This is a genomic window from Burkholderia sp. Bmkn7 (assembly GCF_041103175.1).
Lineage (GTDB): Bacteria > Pseudomonadota > Gammaproteobacteria > Burkholderiales > Burkholderiaceae > Burkholderia > Burkholderia cepacia.
Window position 1 is genome coordinate 1,874,853 of sequence record NZ_JBGCUH010000003.1, and the last position, 17,612, is coordinate 1,892,464.

Annotated in this window: 14 protein-coding genes; 10 read left to right on the top strand and 4 right to left on the bottom strand. The window is 64.3% G+C overall.

What is annotated here, in order from left to right; translation table 11 throughout:
- Positions 1-14 precede the first annotated feature (14 nt).
- From AB3K92_RS30205 to AB3K92_RS30225, 5 genes are all read left to right on the top strand, one after another.
- Positions 15-2,879, top strand: a complete 2,865-nt coding sequence (locus AB3K92_RS30205) for a 2-oxoglutarate dehydrogenase E1 component (protein WP_021162396.1) — start codon at positions 15-17, stop codon at positions 2,877-2,879.
- 135 nt (positions 2,880-3,014) lie between these two features.
- Positions 3,015-4,289 (top strand): 2-oxoglutarate dehydrogenase complex dihydrolipoyllysine-residue succinyltransferase, encoded by a 1,275-nt coding sequence (odhB, locus tag AB3K92_RS30210; protein ID WP_042977010.1) that lies wholly within the window; start codon positions 3,015-3,017, stop codon positions 4,287-4,289.
- 81 nt (positions 4,290-4,370) lie between these two features.
- A complete protein-coding gene (gene lpdA, locus AB3K92_RS30215; protein WP_021162394.1) occupies positions 4,371-5,801 on the top strand; it encodes a dihydrolipoyl dehydrogenase in 1,431 nt (476 codons plus the stop codon).
- A gap of 98 nt (positions 5,802-5,899) precedes the next feature.
- Positions 5,900-6,997 (top strand): cell division protein ZapE, encoded by a 1,098-nt coding sequence (gene zapE, locus AB3K92_RS30220; RefSeq protein ID WP_027787679.1) that lies wholly within the window; start codon positions 5,900-5,902, stop codon positions 6,995-6,997.
- A gap of 144 nt (positions 6,998-7,141) precedes the next feature.
- Complete coding sequence (locus tag AB3K92_RS30225) at positions 7,142-7,552, top strand: transposase (RefSeq protein ID WP_059484293.1); 411 nt, start codon at positions 7,142-7,144, stop codon at positions 7,550-7,552.
- 118 nt (positions 7,553-7,670) lie between these two features.
- Here the strand turns inward: AB3K92_RS30225 and AB3K92_RS30230 are convergent, their stop codons facing one another.
- The 4 genes from AB3K92_RS30230 to AB3K92_RS30245 all read right to left on the bottom strand — a co-directional run bounded on the left by AB3K92_RS30230 (position 7,671) and on the right by AB3K92_RS30245 (position 13,315).
- Positions 7,671-8,132 (bottom strand): DUF2147 domain-containing protein, encoded by a 462-nt coding sequence (locus AB3K92_RS30230; protein WP_021162390.1) that lies wholly within the window; start codon positions 8,130-8,132, stop codon positions 7,671-7,673.
- 166 nt (positions 8,133-8,298) lie between these two features.
- A complete protein-coding gene (locus AB3K92_RS30235) occupies positions 8,299-9,987 on the bottom strand; it encodes a ShlB/FhaC/HecB family hemolysin secretion/activation protein (protein WP_060074191.1) in 1,689 nt (562 codons plus the stop codon).
- 144 nt (positions 9,988-10,131) lie between these two features.
- The gene (locus AB3K92_RS30240) at positions 10,132-11,553 is read right to left on the bottom strand and encodes a collagen-like triple helix repeat-containing protein (protein ID WP_104766645.1); all 1,422 of its coding nucleotides are present in this window, start codon (positions 11,551-11,553) and stop codon (positions 10,132-10,134) included.
- A gap of 40 nt (positions 11,554-11,593) precedes the next feature.
- A complete protein-coding gene (locus AB3K92_RS30245; protein ID WP_369466475.1) occupies positions 11,594-13,315 on the bottom strand; it encodes a collagen-like triple helix repeat-containing protein in 1,722 nt (573 codons plus the stop codon).
- Between the two features lie 678 nt (positions 13,316-13,993).
- Here AB3K92_RS30245 and AB3K92_RS30250 point away from each other — a divergent pair.
- From AB3K92_RS30250 to AB3K92_RS30270, 5 genes are all read left to right on the top strand, one after another.
- Positions 13,994-14,164 (top strand): Flp family type IVb pilin, encoded by a 171-nt coding sequence (locus AB3K92_RS30250; protein ID WP_027787673.1) that lies wholly within the window; start codon positions 13,994-13,996, stop codon positions 14,162-14,164.
- An 82-nt stretch (positions 14,165-14,246) separates the two neighbouring features.
- Positions 14,247-14,747: a prepilin peptidase gene (locus AB3K92_RS30255; RefSeq protein ID WP_048020736.1), complete on the top strand. Its 501-nt coding sequence runs from the start codon at positions 14,247-14,249 to the stop codon at positions 14,745-14,747.
- Positions 14,744-15,214, top strand: a complete 471-nt coding sequence (locus tag AB3K92_RS30260) for a TadE/TadG family type IV pilus assembly protein (RefSeq protein ID WP_369466476.1) — start codon at positions 14,744-14,746, stop codon at positions 15,212-15,214. Before AB3K92_RS30255 ends, AB3K92_RS30260 begins: the two co-directional genes overlap by 4 nt.
- Before the next feature lie 85 nt (positions 15,215-15,299).
- A complete protein-coding gene (gene cpaB / locus AB3K92_RS30265) occupies positions 15,300-16,211 on the top strand; it encodes a Flp pilus assembly protein CpaB (RefSeq protein WP_369466477.1) in 912 nt (303 codons plus the stop codon).
- A gap of 66 nt (positions 16,212-16,277) precedes the next feature.
- Positions 16,278-17,612 (top strand): type II and III secretion system protein family protein, encoded by a 1,335-nt coding sequence (locus AB3K92_RS30270; RefSeq protein ID WP_059484288.1) that lies wholly within the window; start codon positions 16,278-16,280, stop codon positions 17,610-17,612.

Genomic DNA, 17,612 nt, shown 5'->3' on the forward strand with positions numbered 1-17,612 from the left:
AAGGTGAGCGTAAAATGTCAGATGTAATGAAGCAGTTTCAGCTGAACTCCTATCTGTTCGGCGGCAATGCTTCGTACGTTGAAGAACTGTACGATGCATACCTCAACAATCCGGCATCGGTGCCGGAGAACTGGCGAGAGTATTTCGACGCGCTGCAGAACGTGCCTGCAACGGACGGCTCGAATGCCAATGACGTCGCTCATTTCCCGATCGTCGAATCGTTCGCCGAGCGTGCGAAGGCCAATGCCTTCATCCCGCGCGAAAGCAGCACCAACCTTGCTGCGGCGCGCAAGCAAGTGCACGTGCAGTCCCTCATCAGCGCTTATCGCTTCCTCGGCTCGCAATGGGCCAATCTCGATCCCCTGAAGCGTCGCGAACGTCCCGCCATTCCCGAACTCGAACCCGCGTTCTACGACTTCTCCGAAGGCGACCTCGACCAGACGTACAGCGCAAGCAACCTGTATTTCGGTTTCGACCAGGCTTCGCTGCGCGACATCGTCAAGGGCCTGCGTGACACGTACTGCGGCACGATCGGCGCCGAGTACATGTACATCAGCGACCCGGAACAGAAACGCTGGTGGCAGGAGCGTCTGGAATCGACCCGCGCGACGCCGAACTTCTCGGCTGACGAGAAGAAGCACATCCTGAATCGCCTGACGGCCGCCGAAGGCCTCGAGCGTTACCTGCATACCAAGTACGTCGGCCAGAAGCGCTTCTCGCTCGAAGGCGGCGAAAGCTTCATCGCGGCGATGGACGAAGTCGTCCAGCACGCGGGCAAGCGCGGCGTGCAGGAAATCATCATCGGCATGGCGCACCGCGGCCGTCTGAACGTGCTGGTCAACACGCTGGGCAAGATGCCGGCCGACCTGTTCGCCGAATTCGAAGGCAAGCACGTCGACGACCTGCCGGCAGGTGACGTGAAGTACCACAAGGGCTTCTCGTCGGACGTGTCGACGGAAGGCGGCCCGGTCCACCTGTCGCTCGCGTTCAACCCGTCGCACCTCGAAATCGTGAACCCGGTGGTCGAAGGTTCCGCGAAGGCGCGGATGGACCGTCGCGGCGACGAAGACGGCCTGCAAGTGCTGCCGGTGCAGATCCACGGCGACGCGGCCTTCGCTGGCCAGGGCGTCGTGATGGAAACGCTGAACCTCGCGCAGACACGCGGTTACGGCACGCACGGCACGCTGCACATCGTCATCAACAACCAGATCGGCTTCACGACGTCCGACCCGCGCGACGCGCGCTCGACGCTGTACTGTACCGACGTCGTCAAGATGATCGAGGCGCCGGTGCTGCACGTGAACGGCGACGATCCGGAAGCCGTGATCCTCGCGACGCAGATCGCGATCGACTACCGGATGCAGTTCCACAAGGATGTCGTGATCGACATCGTCTGCTTCCGCAAGCTGGGTCACAACGAGCAGGACACGCCGGCGGTCACGCAGCCGCTGATGTACAAGAAGATCGCACAGCACCCGGGTACCCGTGCGCTGTACGCCGAGAAGCTCGTGCAGCAGGGCGTGATCACCGCGGAAGACGCCGACAACTACGTGAAGGCGTACCGCAAGGCGATGGACGACGGTCACCACACGGTCGATCCGGTCCTGTCGAACTACAAGAGCAAGTATGCGGTCGACTGGGTTCCGTTCCTGAACCGCAAGTGGACGGATGCAGCCGACACGGCCGTGCCGCTCGCCGAACTGAAGCGCCTGGGCGAACGCATCACGACGGTCCCGGAAAACTTCAAGGTTCACCCGCTCGTCGAGCGCGTGATCAACGACCGCCGCAACATGGCGCGCGGCGACCAGCCGCTCGACTGGGGCATGGGCGAACACCTCGCGTTCGCGTCGCTCGTCGCATCGGGCTACTCGGTGCGCCTGACGGGCCAGGACTCGGGCCGCGGCACGTTCACGCACCGTCACGCGGTGCTGCACGACCAGAACCGCGAGCGCTGGAACGACGGCACGTACGTGCCGCTGCAGAACATCGCCGACGGTCAGGCGAAGTTCACGGTGATCGACTCGGTGCTGTCGGAAGAAGCGGTGCTGGGCTTCGAATACGGTTACTCGACCGCCGAGCCGAACACGCTCGTGCTGTGGGAAGCCCAGTTCGGCGACTTCGTCAACGGTGCGCAGGTCGTGATCGACCAGTTCATCTCGTCGGGCGAAGTGAAGTGGGGCCGCGTGTCGGGTCTGACGATGCTGCTGCCGCACGGCTACGAAGGCCAGGGTCCGGAACACTCGTCGACGCGTATCGAGCGTTTCCTGCAGCTGTGTGCCGATCACAACATGCAGGTCGTTCAACCGACGACGCCGGCGCAGATTTTCCACCTGCTGCGTCGCCAGATGATCCGCCTGTTCCGCAAGCCGCTGATCGTCGCAACGCCGAAGTCGCTGCTGCGCCACAAGGAAGCGGTGTCGGACCTGTCGGAACTCGCGAAGGGTTCGTTCCAGCCGGTGCTGGGCGAAACCGACGGCGGCATCGACGCGAAGAAGGTCAAGCGCGTGCTGGTGTGCTCGGGCCGCGTGTACTACGACCTCGTCGCGCACCGCCGCGAAGCGAAGGCGAACGACGTCGCGATCATCCGTATCGAGCAGCTGTATCCGTTCGCGCACAAGCAGTTCGAAGCCGAAATCAAGAAGTACGAGAACGCGACTGAAGTGGTCTGGGTGCAGGACGAGCCGCAGAACCAGGGCCCCTGGTTCTACGTCGAGCACCACCTGAAGGAAGGCATGAAGGAAGGGCAGAAGCTGGCATACAGCGGCCGTCCGGCTTCGGCCTCGCCGGCGGTTGGCTACTACGCGAAGCACTACGAGCAGCAGAAGGCCCTCATCGAAGGTGCTTTCGGCCGCCTGAAGAGCGCATCGATCGCGAAATAACCGACGGAAGCGAAACGGGAAGGCGCAGCGCGCTTTCCCGTCTCCTTTGGCCCGCCGGGCGCGCTGCGCGCCGCACCGGCCGAAGGAATCGCACGAACCTCGTCACACCCCAGATTAAGCATCCAGGAAAATCACATGGCTATCGTAGAAGTCAAAGTCCCCCAGCTTTCGGAGTCGGTTTCGGAAGCCACCATGCTGCAGTGGAAGAAGAAGCCGGGCGAAGCAGTCGCGCAGGACGAAATCCTGATCGAACTCGAGACCGACAAGGTCGTGCTCGAAGTGCCGGCACCGGCCGCGGGCGTGCTCGCGCAAGTGCTGCAGAACGACGGTGACACCGTTGTTGCCGATCAACTGATCGCTACGATCGATACGGAAGCGAAGGCAGGTGCAGCCGAAGCTGCTGCGGGCGCGGCCGAAGTCAAGCCGGCCGCAGCGCCTGCTGCAGCCGCACCGGCAGCACAGCCGGCTACCGCAACGGCATCGAGCTCGGCTACGGCATCGCCGGCCGCGTCGAAGCTGCTGGCCGAGAAGGGCCTGTCGGCAGGCGACGTCGCAGGTTCGGGCCGCGACGGTCGCGTCACGAAGGGCGACGCGCTGGCCGCGGGCAGCGCACCGAAGGCCGCTCCGGCTGCCGCACCGGCAAAGGCCGCGGCGAAGCCGTCGCTGCCGGAAGTGAAGGTGCCGGCGTCGGCGACGACGTGGCTCAACGACCGTCCGGAACAGCGCGTGCCGATGTCGCGTCTGCGTGCGCGTATCGCCGAGCGTCTGCTCGAATCGCAGCAGACCAACGCGATCCTGACGACGTTCAACGAAGTCAACATGGCTCCGGTCATGGAGCTGCGCAACAAGTACAAGGACAAGTTCGAGAAGGAACATGGCGTGAAGCTCGGCTTCATGTCGTTCTTCGTGAAGGCCGCTGTCCACGCACTGAAGAAGTTCCCGCTCGTGAACGCGTCGATCGACGGTAACGACATCGTCTACCACGGCTACTTCGACATCGGTATCGCCGTCGGCTCGCCGCGCGGCCTCGTCGTGCCGATCCTGCGCAACGCGGATCAGCTGAGCCTCGCCGAGATCGAGAAGAAGATCGCCGAATTCGGCCAGAAGGCCAAGGACGGCAAGCTGTCGATCGAGGAAATGACGGGCGGTACGTTCTCGATCTCGAACGGCGGCGTGTTCGGCTCGATGCTGTCGACCCCGATCATCAACCCGCCGCAATCGGCCATCCTCGGCGTGCACGCGACGAAGGAGCGTCCGGTCGTTGAAAACGGCCAGATCGTGATCCGCCCGATCAACTACCTCGCGCTGTCGTACGACCACCGCATCATCGACGGCCGCGAAGCCGTGCTGTCGCTCGTCGCGATGAAGGATGCGCTGGAAGATCCGGCACGCCTGCTGCTCGACCTGTAAGCCGAGTCTCACTGCATCGACCCGTTCTGCACGTTCGCGTCCGCGCGCGAACGTGCAGGCGTACAAGTAGAAAGGATTGTCATGTCCAAGGAATTTGACGTCGTCGTGATCGGCGCCGGCCCCGGCGGCTACATCGCCGCGATTCGCGCCGCGCAGCTCGGCAAGACCGTTGCCTGTATCGAGAAGTGGAAGAACCCGGCCGGCGCGCTGAAGCTCGGCGGCACCTGCCTGAACGTCGGCTGCATCCCGTCGAAGGCGCTGCTCGCGTCGTCGGAAGAGTTCGAGAACGCGTCGCATCACCTGACCGACCACGGCATCACGGTCGACGGCGTGAAGATCGACGTCGCGAAGATGCTCGGCCGCAAGGACGCGATCGTCGAGAAGATGACGAGCGGGATCGAGTTCCTGTTCAAGAAGAACAAGATCACCTGGCTGAAGGGCCATGGCAAGTTTACCGGCAAGACCGACGCCGGCGTGCAGATCGAAGTGAGCGGCGAGGGTGAAACCGAGGTCGTCACCGCGAAGAACGTGATCATCGCGACGGGCTCGAAGGCGCGTCACCTGCCGGGCATCCCGGTCGACAACAAGATCGTGTCGGACAACGAAGGTGCGCTGACGTTCGACTCGGTGCCGAAGAAGCTCGCCGTGATCGGCGCAGGCGTGATCGGCCTCGAGCTCGGCTCGGTGTGGCGTCGCCTGGGTGCCGAAGTGACGGTGCTCGAGGCGCTGCCGGCATTCCTCGGCGCAGCCGACGAAGCGCTCGCGAAGGAAGCGGCCAAGCTGTTCAAGAAGCAGGGGCTCGACATCCATCTCGGCGTGAAGATCGGCGAAGTGAAGGCGACCGCCGACGGCGTGTCGATCGCCTACACGGACAAGGACGGCAACGCGCAGACGCTCGACGCCGACCGCCTGATCGTGTCGGTCGGCCGCGTGCCGAACACCGACAACCTCGGCCTCGAGGCAATCGGCCTGAAGGCGAACGAGCGTGGCTTCATCGACGTGGACGACCACTGCCGCACGGCGGTGCCGAACGTCTACGCGATCGGCGACGTGGTGCGCGGCCCGATGCTCGCGCACAAGGCGGAAGACGAAGGCGTGCTGGTCGCGGAAGTGATCGACGGCCAGAAGCCGCACATCGACTACAACTGCATTCCGTGGGTGATCTACACGTACCCGGAAATCGCATGGGTCGGCAAGACGGAGCAGCAGCTGAAGGCGGAAGGCCGCGAGATCAAGTCGGGCAAGTTCCCGTTCTCGATCAACGGCCGCGCGCTCGGCATGAACGCGCCGGACGGCTTCGTGAAGATGATCGCGGATGCGAAGACCGACGAACTGCTCGGCGTGCACGTGATCGGCGCGAACGCGTCGGACCTGATCGCGGAAGCCGTGGTGGCGATGGAATTCAAGGCGGCGTCGGAAGACATCGCCCGTATCTGCCATCCGCACCCGTCGATGTCGGAAGTGATGCGCGAAGCGGCGCTCGCCGTCGACAAGCGCTCGCTGAACAGCTGAGCGCGGTATAGCGCCGGCCGGCCGTCGGCCGGCGCAGCCGTCTCATGACGAGGGCGGGCGGGGTTTCCCGTCCGCCTTCGTTTTTTCCGGTTTGCCCGATGAACGTCACCGAATACTACACGCGCGAACTGACCACGCGCGGCTATCAGTCCGATCCCGCGCAGCGCGCGGCCGTCGATCGCCTGCAGCAATGTTTCGACGAGTGGGTCGAGTACAAGGCGCGCCGCTCGAACGCATTCAAGAAGCTCATCAATCATCCCGACCTCCCGCGGGGCGTCTACATGTGGGGCGGCGTCGGTCGCGGCAAGAGCTTCCTGATGGACAGCTTCTACGCGGTCGTGCCCGTGCAGCGCAAGACGCGCCTGCATTTCCACGAATTCATGCGCGAAGTCCACCGCGAGCTCGAGGAACTGAAAGGGCAGGCCGATCCGCTCGACGAACTCGCGCGGCGTATCGCGAAGCGCTACCGCCTGATCTGCTTCGACGAGTTCCACGTGTCGGACATTGCCGATGCGATGATCCTGTACCGTCTGCTCGACCGCCTGTTCAACAACGGCGTGCAGTTCGTGATGACGTCCAACTACGATCCCGACGACCTGTATCCGGACGGTCTGCATCGCGACCGCATGCTGCCGGCGATTGCGCTGATCAAGGACAAGCTCGACGTGCTGAACGTCGACGCGGGCGTCGATTATCGCCAGCGCACGCTCGCGCAGGTGAAGATGTATCACACGCCGCTCGGCGCGGACGCCGATCGCGAACTGCGCCATGCGTTCGGCAAGCTTGCGGCGGTACCCGATGAAAGCCCGCTCCTGCATATCGAGAAGCGTGAGCTGAAGGCGCTGCGCAAGGCGGACGGCGTCGTATGGTTCGATTTCGCGACGCTGTGCGGCGGCCCGCGTTCGCAGAACGACTATCTCGAACTCGCGAGCCGGTTCCACGCGATCGTGCTGTCCGAGGTGCCGCAGATGTCGCCGCGGATGGCGTCCGAGGCGCGCCGCTTCACGTGGCTGATCGACGTGCTGTACGACCACAAGGTCAAGCTGCTGATGTCCGCGGCGGTGCCGGCGGAGCAGTTGTACGTCGAGGGCCCGATGGCCAACGAATTCGCGCGCACGGTGTCTCGAATCGTCGAGATGCAGTCGAAGGAGTACCTCGAAACGCCGCGCCGCATCGTCGATACGTCGCTGACCTGAGGGCGATTTCCGGCAATTGACGGTATTCAAACGTCAATTCCGGTCAAATTCAGGCGATCTCGGGGTATTTTCGGACTTGTCTTATATTCATCGTTGAGGTGAGCCGATATCGTTGTGTCATGGTTACCAAGGCTGGAGATGTCCATGACACCGTATCGCGATCTGACCGACCACGAGTGGCGCCGCGTCGCGCCGCTTCTGCCCGAAATGCAGCCGCGCACCGAGTTGCGCGGCCGGCCGCTAGCCAATACCCGTGCCGTGATGAACGGCGTGCTCTGGGTCATCTACAGCGGCGCAACGTGGTCGGCGATGCCGCGCCGTTACCCTTCGTATCAGACATGCCATCGCCGCTTCAAGGTCTGGCACGAGACGGGCACGCTGATGAGCGTGATGCGTGAACTCTACGGCGACTCGGGCGTGAACCTGTGCAATGAATTGTCGGTGCGGATGCGCAAGCATACGCAATCGAAGGCGGCGGAGGCGCGCAGCGGCGTGGTACCCGTGGGTCGCACGCCGGGCAGTTATGCGCCGGGTGCGATGAAGCACGCAGCCTGATGTCTGCTGTTTACTGCGTTGTTTGCGCCGACACGCGCACTAAAAGAAAACCGGCCTGACGAATTCATCGTCAGGCCGGTTTTTTCATCGAGCCGCGCGTTTCACCGCGCGCCGCGCGTCATTGTTGGCGAACCCAGGTCTGCGACCGGCCGAGCAGCGATACACCGATATAACCGCGCACGACGAGTTTCTGGCCGCCGTCTTCAAGCGTCATCTTGCACTTGTAGACCTTGCCGTTCTCCGGGTCGAGAATGTTGCCGCCGTCCCAGTGGTCGCCTTCCTTCTTCATCGCCTTGATGATCGTCATGCCCTTGATGAGCTGATCCTTGCGCTCGTCCGTGCAGGCGGTGCAGCGGCGATCGGGCGTATCGTTCGCGCCGAGGCCCTTGACGACCTTGCCGGTCAGCGCACCGTCGCCGTCCTCGGCGATCTGCACGAGTGCCTTCGGCTGATGGGTGTTGTCGTCGATCGTCTGCCACATGCCGATGGGGCTGTCTGCCTGTGCGAACGTGGGGGCGGCGCAAGCGAGCAGTGCGCCGGCGAAGGCGATTGCACGCAACGGGCGGGTCAGTTGAATCATTGTCGTCCTCCTTGTTTTGCATGTCGTGTTCGATTTGCCCGCACGACCGTCTGCATGGGGCGGGCATGTTGCGAGCTTCGCCAGAATACGTGAAACCGCGCGCCACGTTTGATAGAGGGGGCTCTAATCGAAACAGCCCGCATGGCGCGGGCTGTTTGGTGACCGATCAGTTGAGCTGATACGAGAATGCGGCGTTGATGCGCGGGCTGCGTGATGCGCTTTCGACTGGCGCGTCACCCACCGGCTTCGCGACGTTCAGGTCGAGGCTGTAGAAGCGGCTGTCCGTGAAACGCACACCGATGCCGACCGACGACATGCGGTTGGGCGACGGCGTGCCTGAATGCAGGTACACACGCGCCATGTCGTAGGCGATGTACGGCGTCACGGACTTCATATACGTCCAGCCCGGCGTGAAGCCACGGTTGACCTCCAGCGACATCCCCCATCCCGAGTCGCCCGACGCTTCGCCCGGCTGATAGCCGAGCGCGTAGCGCGTCGAGCCGAACGAGATCTGCTCGGACGTCGGCAGTGAGTCAGGGCTGTATTGCCCGGTCAGCGAGACTGACGTGCCGATCCGGAACGGCCATTCGTTGGTTTGCGTGAAGGTCGCGCCGGTACGGACGAAGGTCAGCGACGTCGGGTCGGCGTATGTAAACCCCACACCGTTGACCACGCCAGTCTGCGATTTAGATGCACCGAGGATGTCGAATGCCTTGGCGACATTGACGCTCAGTTTTCGTACCTGCTTCGGTTCGACGCTCGTGTAGTCGAGCTGCAATTGCATCACGCGGACCTGTGACCGGTTTTCGAAGGTATTGCCGTTGGTCTGGCTTTGGTAGTGGTCTTCGTTGTGTGCGGCATAACCCGACACGGTGCCGAGCAGGCTGCGCTGGTTGTTCAGCAGTATCGGATAGGACGCCGAAAGACCAAGCTTCTCGTTCTTGACGGTGCGTTGGACGGACGACGGCAGGCCCGGATTGTCAGTAGGCTTGCCGCGATAGGTGCTTGCATCGAGGCGCGTGATCAGGCCGCTGCTGCCGACGGGCACCGCGCCGCTGAACGCGAAGTAGGTCTGCTTGTCACGCCCTGGCGGCGCCAGTGCGGAGATGCTCAGCTGCTCGCCGAACTTCGTGAGGCCGTTTTCGGTCGCGGTGATGAGGCCCTGTACGCCCGGGTGGTTGAAATCGATACCGGTGCTGACGTTGAATGCCTTGCGGTCGACGGCAAGTTCGAGCGTCGTGGCGCCGTCGGTGGTTTGCGGCGGTGGTACGTTCGCCTTCACCGTGAGGCCGGGCAAGAGGCCGAACGTGTTCACGTAGCGCTCGAACGTTGCGCGGCGCAGCGGGCGATCGTCGGTGATATGCGCTGCGATCGCGCGAATCTTCGATTCCATTGCCCCGGGTTTGCCGGTGACCTTGACGTCCGACACATAGCCTTCGACAACCGTGATGCGCACGACGCCGTTCTCGAACGTTTGCGCGGGAACAAACGCGAACGACAGCGCGTAACCGCGTTCCTGGTAAAGCTTCGTCACGCCGTTGGCGGTTTCGATCAGATCGCCGATCGTGATGTCCTTGCCGACGAGGGGGGTGAAGCGACGCGAGATTTCCTCGAACGGTACCGACTTTACGCCTTCGACCTGGAAGGTCGTCGGTGTCAGGTGGCGCGACAGCAACTCCTGCAGTTGCGGCGCCTGGGGCGCGACCTGCACGGTTACGTTCGGGCCGGTTTTCGGCGCGTTGATCTGGGGCAGGGAGTCGAGCGGGTTACCGCCGACGCGCGTTTGTGCCTGTGCCGTGCTGGCTGCCGTGATGGCGGCGAGCAGCATCATCCATCTGTCGGGTCTGGATTTCATTGTTCTTCCTCGTAGGCCTTGCTTTTCGTCTTCTTTGTAATGCCGGCGCGCGACACCAGGGTGCCGCGCGCCGCGTGCCGCAATGCCGGTTGTGTTTGTACGGTCGCACCCTCCGCTCCGGCTGCGAAGGTGCGACCGTCCTCCTTACTTGCCAACGCTACCCAGCGTACCCAACAACCCCGTTACCGGTGCCAGCAGGCCCGTCGAGCCGCCGCCCGACGTTGCCGTTCCCGTGACGCTGCCGACCAGCGACGTGACCGGCGCGAGCGGGCTCGCTCCCCCGGATCCCGCTGCGCCGCCAACTGCTCCGGTGACAGTATTCAGCAAACCGGTGACAGGCGCGAGAGGGTTTGCACTGCCTGCGCCACCCGTAGCGCCGCCGAGCGTGCCCGTGACCGTCGACACGAGATTCGTGACGGGGGCGAGCGGGCCGCCGCTACCGCCCGCCGCACCGCTCAGTGCGCCGGTAACGGTGGAGACGAGGCCTGTGACGGGCGCGAGCGGGCTGCTGCCCGAACCGCCGGTCGCGCCGCCGAGTGCACCCGTGAGCGAGCCGAGCGGCGTCGAGCCGAGACCCGACAGCAGGCCGCCGAGCGGATTCGTCGAGCCGGAACCCGACGACGTGCCGTTCTGCACGGTCGCCGTCGAGCCGCCGACGAGGCTCGTGATCAGGCCGGGGATCGGCGCCGCGCCGTTCGGGCCGTTCGGGTTGACGAGGCCGCCCGCGTTGGTCACGGTGTTGCCGACCGCCGTCACGAGCTGACCGACGTCGCCGACGAGCGGCTGGCTCGACGTGCCGCCAACCTGCTTGCCGGCCGAGCTGATCGCGCCGCCGACCTGGCCGAGCAGACCCGAGACGGGTTGGCCGAGGCCGGTCGTCGTGCCGACCTGTTGCGTGACCTGGCCCGCGGTGATCACGAGCGGCGTGATCGCCGAGCTGAGCGGCTGCGTCACTTGCTGCACGGCGCCCGACGACAGCGTCGAGCCGATCGTCGTGCCGGCAGCCGTCAAGCCATTGGCCACCGTGTCGAGCACGGTGCCGATCGGGGTCGTGACGGGCGCGAGCGGCGCGAGTTGCCCCGTGCCGAGCGCCTTGACTGTCGAGCTCAGGCCGGACACCGTGTTGCTCGTCGCGCCGACCACGTTGCCGAGGCCCGCGACGGTCGTGCCGACCGGATCCTTGGTCGTACCGATCTGTCCCAGCCCGTTGCTCACGGCATCGGCAGCTGCGCCGACGATCGTGCCCGTGCTGGAGAGCGTGCTGCCGACGCCCTTCGTCACACCGTCGCCGAGGCCGGGCACAGTGATGTTGCCGACCGTGCTGCCGAGGTCGGTGGCCGTCTGGCCAACCGTGCTGACGACGCCCTTGGTGCCGGTGGACGTGCCGCTGGTGCCGCTCGTGCTCGGTGTACCGCTCGTGCTGCTGGGGTTGTTGTTGCTGCTGGTCGGCGGCGAACTCACGCCGCCGCCGCCGCAGGCGGCCAGCAGGCAGGCTGCGGCGAAGGCCGTGAGGGGCACGCGCCACTGGTGCAGGGCGGCTGTCGTGAGAGAACGTTGCTGGGACATGATTGACTCCTCGCTGTCTTTTCGATTGATGGATGTTGGTTTACTTGCCGTGCGTGCCACCGAGCAGGCCGCCGATCAGCGACGTGACTGGTGCGAGCGGATTCGACGCCGAGCCCGAGTTCGTGACGGCGCCCGTGCCGCCGGTCAATGCCGGCGCGCCGACCGCGCTCGTTACCGTGGACACGACGTTCGTCACCGGGGCGAGCGGGCTGCTGCCGCCTGCGCCGCCTGTTGCGCCGCCGAGGGCGCCCGTCACGGTACCGAGCAGACCCGTGACCGGTGCGAGCGGGCCGCCGCTGCCACCTGCTGCGCCGCCGAGTGCGCCCGTGACCGTCGAGACGAGGCCGGTGACCGGTGCGAGCGGGCCGCCGCTGCCACCTGCTGCGCCGCCGAGTGCGCCCGTGACCGTCGAGACGAGGCCGGTGACCGGCGCGAGCGGGCCGCCGCTGCCGCCAGCTGCGCCGCCGAGCGCGCCCGTGACTGTCGAGACGAGACCCGTGACCGGTGCGAGCGGGCCGCTGCCGCCGCCAGCTGCGCCGCCGAGCGCGCCCGTGACCGTCGAGACGAGACCCGTGACCGGTGCCAGCGGGCCGCTGCCGCCGCCTGCTGCGCCGCCGAGTGCGCCCGTGACCGTCGAGACGAGACCGGTGACCGGTGCGAGCGGGCCGCTGCCGCCACCCGTTGCGCCGCCGAGTGCGCCGGTGACCGTCGAGACGAGGCCGGTGAGCGGCGCGAGCGGGTTGGTTACGCCGCCGGTGCCGCCCGTGAGCAGGCCGCCGACGGCCTTCACGGTGTTGCCCGTCGACGAGACCGTGTTGCCAAGACCGGTCGTGACGGGGTTGCCGCCCGTCGACGCGAGCAGGGCGCCGGCCTGGTTCAGGCCGTTGCCGACCGTGCCGAGCAGCGTGTTGACGGGCGCGCCGAGGCCGGTTGCCGTGCCGATCGTCTGGGTCGTCTGGCCGACCATCGTCGTGATCGGCGTGATGGCCGAGCTGACCGTCTGCGTGACCTGCTGGATCGGGCCGGTCGACAGTGCGTTGGTGAGGGTATTGCCGCCGTTCGAGACGGCACCGCCGAGCGTCGACACGAGGCCGCCGACGGCGCCCGTGACCGGTGCGAGCGGCGAGAGCGGGCCGCTGCCGAGGCTCGAGACCAGGGTCCCCGTTTGCGTGACCGCGCTGCCGAGCTGGTTGACCACGCCACCCGTGCTGGCGAGCGTGGTGCCGACCGGGTCCTTCGTCGCGCCGAGCTGGCCGAGACCGTTGCCGAGGCCATTGCCGAGTGCGGTCACTGCGCCGCCGACGCTTTGCACGATGCCGCCCGCGGCTTGTGTGGTGGCCGGGTTGACGCCCGGCAGCGTCTGGCTGCCGATGACGGAACCGAGGCCCGAGACGGTTCCGCCGACACCCGTCAAGATGTTGCTGCTGCTTGCGAGGACAGTTCCCACTGGGTTCGACGACACACCCGACGTGCCGGAAGTACCGGACGTGCCGCTCGTGCCCGACGTACCGCTGGTACCGGAGGTCCCGCTTGTGCCGGACGTACCGCTGGTACCCGAGGTGCCGCTGGTGCCGCTCGTACCCGAAGTTCCGCTCGTGCCGGACGTGGAGATCGTATCGCCGCCGCCCGAGCTCGAGCCGCCGCCAAGACCCTGGCTGATGGAACCCGAGCCGCCGCACGCGGAGAGGGAAAGCATGGCTGCAACGGTGGCCGCGATCAGAGTCGTCCGGAACACGCCATGAGGGATAACCTTAATGTCCATTTTGTCCTCGCATTAACATGTGTTGTGAACTGCGTTGTGTTGAGTGGTGCGAGGACTACTCTGCAACTGTCGTGCCATTTCGATGCCAGACGGTTCGGCAACAGGTTTTAAACGAGGCAATTCCTTGTCGGAAAAGGAAGTTACGGAAACTGAAAGATTGTTGAATCTGTTTAAGTGCAGACGAATGAGAACGATTTCGATCGTTTCGTAACGTAACGTCACAACATTGGCGTTACGCGTGCAACGTAACGTGGGAGGCCGAGCAGGCTTGGTGGACGAGGCAACTGTTTTACAGATGGATTAGGTGTGCACATCTAACCTATCGTAAATCCTATGTGTAAGTCGTACCGAAACGCCGTACAAATACGTTGTGCTCCTGGTCATTTTTTTCGATCCAAGTCGTTAAAAGAGGTTGGAACTTAAATAGGATCGGATATAGAATCCGAAGCAGATGTAAGGAAATGTACGGTTCGGTACACAACGTTCGAGGAGGGTTGCTATCGCGAATGTTAACTTGCATCAAATGGTGAGCCATGCCCCTCGGGGCAATCTATAAAGAAAGTGCACCTGGTTGTCGTTACAGCAGATGTGGCGAACAGCGCGGGGCAACCGGCCAGATATGCGGGGATGTATACGTATAAAAGGCCAACGAACGTAAATACAGGCACGAGGAATAAAATGAAAGCACTCATCAAGCGCTTCCTTAAGGAAGAAGACGGGGTTACCGCGATCGAGTATGGTCTGATTGCGGGTCTGATTGCGGCCTTGATCATCGGTAGTGTCACCACTATCGGCACCAAGATCTCGACGCTGTTCTCCACGATTGCCAGTTCGTTGCCGGGCGGCTGATCCCCGGTAGTCCGGTGGGCGGCGAGCGGTCCGTTTTTGCGGACCGCTCGCCCTTACGTCGACTTGGTCGGTCGATCGCGATATGGCACATCTTCTCAGCACCAGCATTTTTTTTGCTTGGGCGACGCTTGTTGCCGTCGGCGATATTCGATTTCGGCTTGTTCGGAATCCTCTTGTCGTCGTCGGGCTTTTGGCGGCGCTTTGCAGCGCATTGGTTAATGCAAATCCGTTTCGTATTTCAGTCGAGCAGGCATTGATCGGCATGCTCGTCGGTTTCGTGAGCTTTTTCCCGCTTTTTGCATTCCGCGTCATGGGCGCGGCGGACGTAAAGGTGTTCGCGGTTCTCGGCGCGTGGTGCGGTTTGTCGATGCTGCCATGGCTGTGGGTTGTCGCCAGTCTTGCGGCCGGTATACATGTCCTCGCGCTGATGACGCTGACCCATACGTCGCTGGGCGCGCTGTGGTCGCGCGGTTCGCCGACGCTCGCGCTCGGCGCACGGCGGGCAACACCTTACGCAGCCTGTCTTGTCGTTCCGGCAGCGATATGGTTGGCCTATCTCGTCGTTACCGGGGGGCTGCAATGAAGCGACAGTACCAGCCACGGTCACGGCGGCGTCAGAAGGGGGCGACGGCAGTCGAGTTCGCGCTGGTGTTTCCGCTGTTCTTCCTGATCATGTACGCGATCGTGACGTTCGGCCTGATCTTCGCGGTTCAGCAAGGCTTGACGCTTGCTGCGACCGAAGGTGCACGCACGGCGCTGAATTATGTCTACGAGTCCAACGGGTCGGGGGCGCAGGCGCTGACCGACCGGGCGAAGGCGGCACAGTCGACCGCGATCGGGCTAACGTCGTGGCTGGCCAACGTTCAGATTCCGACACCCGTGTCGGGGGCATGCAGTTACGACGCGACCATGTATTGCGTGACGGTCACGGTGACGTATCCGTACAAGACCAATCCGCTGATTCCGTCGCTGCCCTTGCTCGGGCTCGTTACGCCGACACAGTTGACCGGCACGGCAACCGTGCAGATCAATCCGGCGACCATTTTATGAAACGGACGCCGGCCAGTGCGCGGCAACAGGCGCGAGCGGCGTTCACATGTCGACATAACAACATTTACGGCACTCAACATTCACCATGAGCAACAACTTGACGAAGATCATCGCCGGGCTGCTGATTGCGCTCGCCGTGCTGCTCGGGATCTATGCGTGGATGCTCGGCCGCGCTCCGGCCCATCCGCCGGCCGCGGTGCCTGCCGCGGCAATGGTCCAGACGGTGCCGGTGGTCGTGGCGACGCGTCTGTTGCCGGCCGGTCAACCGATTCCGGTCGATGCGCTGAAGTTGGCGTCGGCACCGATGATGCCGACTGGCGGATTCAGCGATCCGTCGCTGCTGGTCGGTCGCATCCCGGCGAACGACATCCTTGCCGCCGCGCCGGTCGTCGAGGGCGGCTTGACGTCAGGGCTGGCGAATCAGGTGGCGCCCGGCGAGCGGGCCGTGGCCATCAAGGTCGACGAGACGAATGCGGTCGGAAACCGGTTGCGCCCCGGCAACTTTGTCGACGTGTTCCTGAATTTGCGACGCGACAACTCGGGGATGGCGCAAGCCGGGTCGGAAATTCCCAATTCACAGGCGCGACTGCTGATGTCGAAGCTGCGGATCCTGTCGTTCGGCGACGCGACGCCCGACCGCGACGGTAGCGGTGGCCCGGGTGGTGCGGTACGGACAGCCGTGCTCGCGGTGCCGACCGCACAGGTCGATGCACTGACGCTCGCGGAAGCAAGCGGCCGCCTGACGCTCGCGCTCCGTAATCCGCGCGACGACGAGGTCGCGACACAGACGGTTGCGATCCGCACGGCCGGCGATCTGACGCCTTCCGGGCAGGCGGCCGCCGGCGTATGGCTCGATGAACTGTCGGGTGGGCGTGCGCACACCGCACCCCGCGTGCAGGCGCCGCCGCGCGCCCCGCGTGCGCCGATCGTCGCGCGCGAAGGCGGAAACAGCATTGAAGTGATCCGGGGTGGGCGGACCGAAACGGTCGCTTATTGACAATCCAAGCACGGTCATCGACAGCAGTAACGGAAGGGAGAAGGCCGTACGACGGTCTCCGAAACAATGACAAAAAAACTGATTGCATACGCGATTGCCATCTGGGCCATGACCTTCGCCGTGTTGGCCGAGGCTGCCGGCGCAAACGGGTCGATTGATCTTGCGGTCGGCTCGCAGCGGCAGGTCGCTACCGGCCGTACGTTGCAGCGGATCGCGGTGGGCGATCCTTCGGTCGTCGACGTGCTGGTCATGAAGGGCAGCCGCGCCGGCAACGTGCTGCTGGTTGCGAAGGCTCCCGGTTCGACGAACGTGATGCTGTGGGAGCGGGGGCGCGACGAGCCGACGGTGTGGAACGTCAATGTCGTCGATGCGGCCGCGCAGGCCGTGCTGGACGGCGCGGGGCCGTCCGTGAAGGCGTACGGCGGTGCCGCTGTCGTGTCGGGCTCGGCGGCTTCGCTTGACGCGCATGAGCGGGCAGTTGCGGTCGGCAAGCGGATGGGCGGCAAAGATGCGTCCGTGATCGATACGTCGACAGTCGGTAACCGGAGCGTCGTGCAAGTCGACGTGCGGGTCGTCGAATTCAGCCGCTCGGTGCTGAAGGAGGCCGGGCTGAATTTCTTCAAGCAAAGCAACGGATTCGCATTCGGCGCATTTGCGCCGGGCGGTCTCCAGTCGGTGACCGGTGGGGGAACGGCGGCGTTCCAGGCGACTGCCGGCATTCCGATCGCGTCCGCGTTCAACCTGGTAGTAAATTCGGCGGGCCGCGGCATCTTCGGCAATATTTCGATTCTCGAGGCGAACAACCTTGCCCGCGTACTTGCGCAGCCGACCCTGGTGGCGTTGTCCGGGCAAAGCGCGAGCTTCCTCGCCGGCGGCGAGATCCCCGTGCCGGTGCCGCAGGCGCTTGGCTCCACGGCAATCGACTGGAAGCAGTACGGCGTTGGCCTGACCCTGACACCGACCGTGCTGAGCCAGCGCCGCATCGCGCTCAAGGTGGCGCCGGAATCGAGCCAGCTCGACTTCCAGCATGGCGTCACGATCAACAGCGTATCCGTGCCGGCGATCACGACCCGTCGCGCCGATACGACGGTCGAGCTGGGTGACGGGGAAAGCTTCGTGATTGGCGGCCTGATCGACCGCGAAACGATGTCGAACATCAACAAGGTGCCGGTCCTGGGCGATCTGCCGATCATCGGCGCTTTCTTCAAGTCGCTGAATTATCAGCAGAACGACAAGGAATTGGTGATCATCGTGACGCCGCATCTCGTTGCGCCGATCGCGAAAGGCGCGCCGTTGCCGACCACGCCGGGCGAACTGTCCGAACAGCGTGATGGGCCGGTGTGGCGGTCGTATCTTGGCGGCATCGCATCACCCGATGCAGCGCCCGGATTTTCGAAATGA

Bases quoted from the DNA above. Each gene is read 5' to 3' on its own strand.
- AB3K92_RS30205 (WP_021162396.1), top strand. From the start codon at position 15: ATGTCAGATGTAATGAAGCAGTTTCAGCTGAACTCCTATCTGTTCGGC.
- odhB (WP_042977010.1), top strand. From the start codon at position 3,015: ATGGCTATCGTAGAAGTCAAAGTCCCCCAGCTTTCGGAGTCGGTTTCG.
- lpdA (WP_021162394.1), top strand. From the start codon at position 4,371: ATGTCCAAGGAATTTGACGTCGTCGTGATCGGCGCCGGCCCCGGCGGC.
- zapE (WP_027787679.1), top strand. From the start codon at position 5,900: ATGAACGTCACCGAATACTACACGCGCGAACTGACCACGCGCGGCTAT.
- AB3K92_RS30225 (WP_059484293.1), top strand. From the start codon at position 7,142: ATGACACCGTATCGCGATCTGACCGACCACGAGTGGCGCCGCGTCGCG.
- AB3K92_RS30230 (WP_021162390.1), bottom strand. From the start codon at position 8,132: ATGATTCAACTGACCCGCCCGTTGCGTGCAATCGCCTTCGCCGGCGCA.
- AB3K92_RS30235 (WP_060074191.1), bottom strand. From the start codon at position 9,987: ATGAAATCCAGACCCGACAGATGGATGATGCTGCTCGCCGCCATCACG.
- AB3K92_RS30240 (WP_104766645.1), bottom strand. From the start codon at position 11,553: ATGTCCCAGCAACGTTCTCTCACGACAGCCGCCCTGCACCAGTGGCGC.
- AB3K92_RS30245 (WP_369466475.1), bottom strand. From the start codon at position 13,315: ATGGACATTAAGGTTATCCCTCATGGCGTGTTCCGGACGACTCTGATC.
- AB3K92_RS30250 (WP_027787673.1), top strand. From the start codon at position 13,994: ATGAAAGCACTCATCAAGCGCTTCCTTAAGGAAGAAGACGGGGTTACC.
- AB3K92_RS30255 (WP_048020736.1), top strand. From the start codon at position 14,247: ATGGCACATCTTCTCAGCACCAGCATTTTTTTTGCTTGGGCGACGCTT.
- AB3K92_RS30260 (WP_369466476.1), top strand. From the start codon at position 14,744: ATGAAGCGACAGTACCAGCCACGGTCACGGCGGCGTCAGAAGGGGGCG.
- cpaB (WP_369466477.1), top strand. From the start codon at position 15,300: ATGAGCAACAACTTGACGAAGATCATCGCCGGGCTGCTGATTGCGCTC.
- AB3K92_RS30270 (WP_059484288.1), top strand. From the start codon at position 16,278: ATGACAAAAAAACTGATTGCATACGCGATTGCCATCTGGGCCATGACC.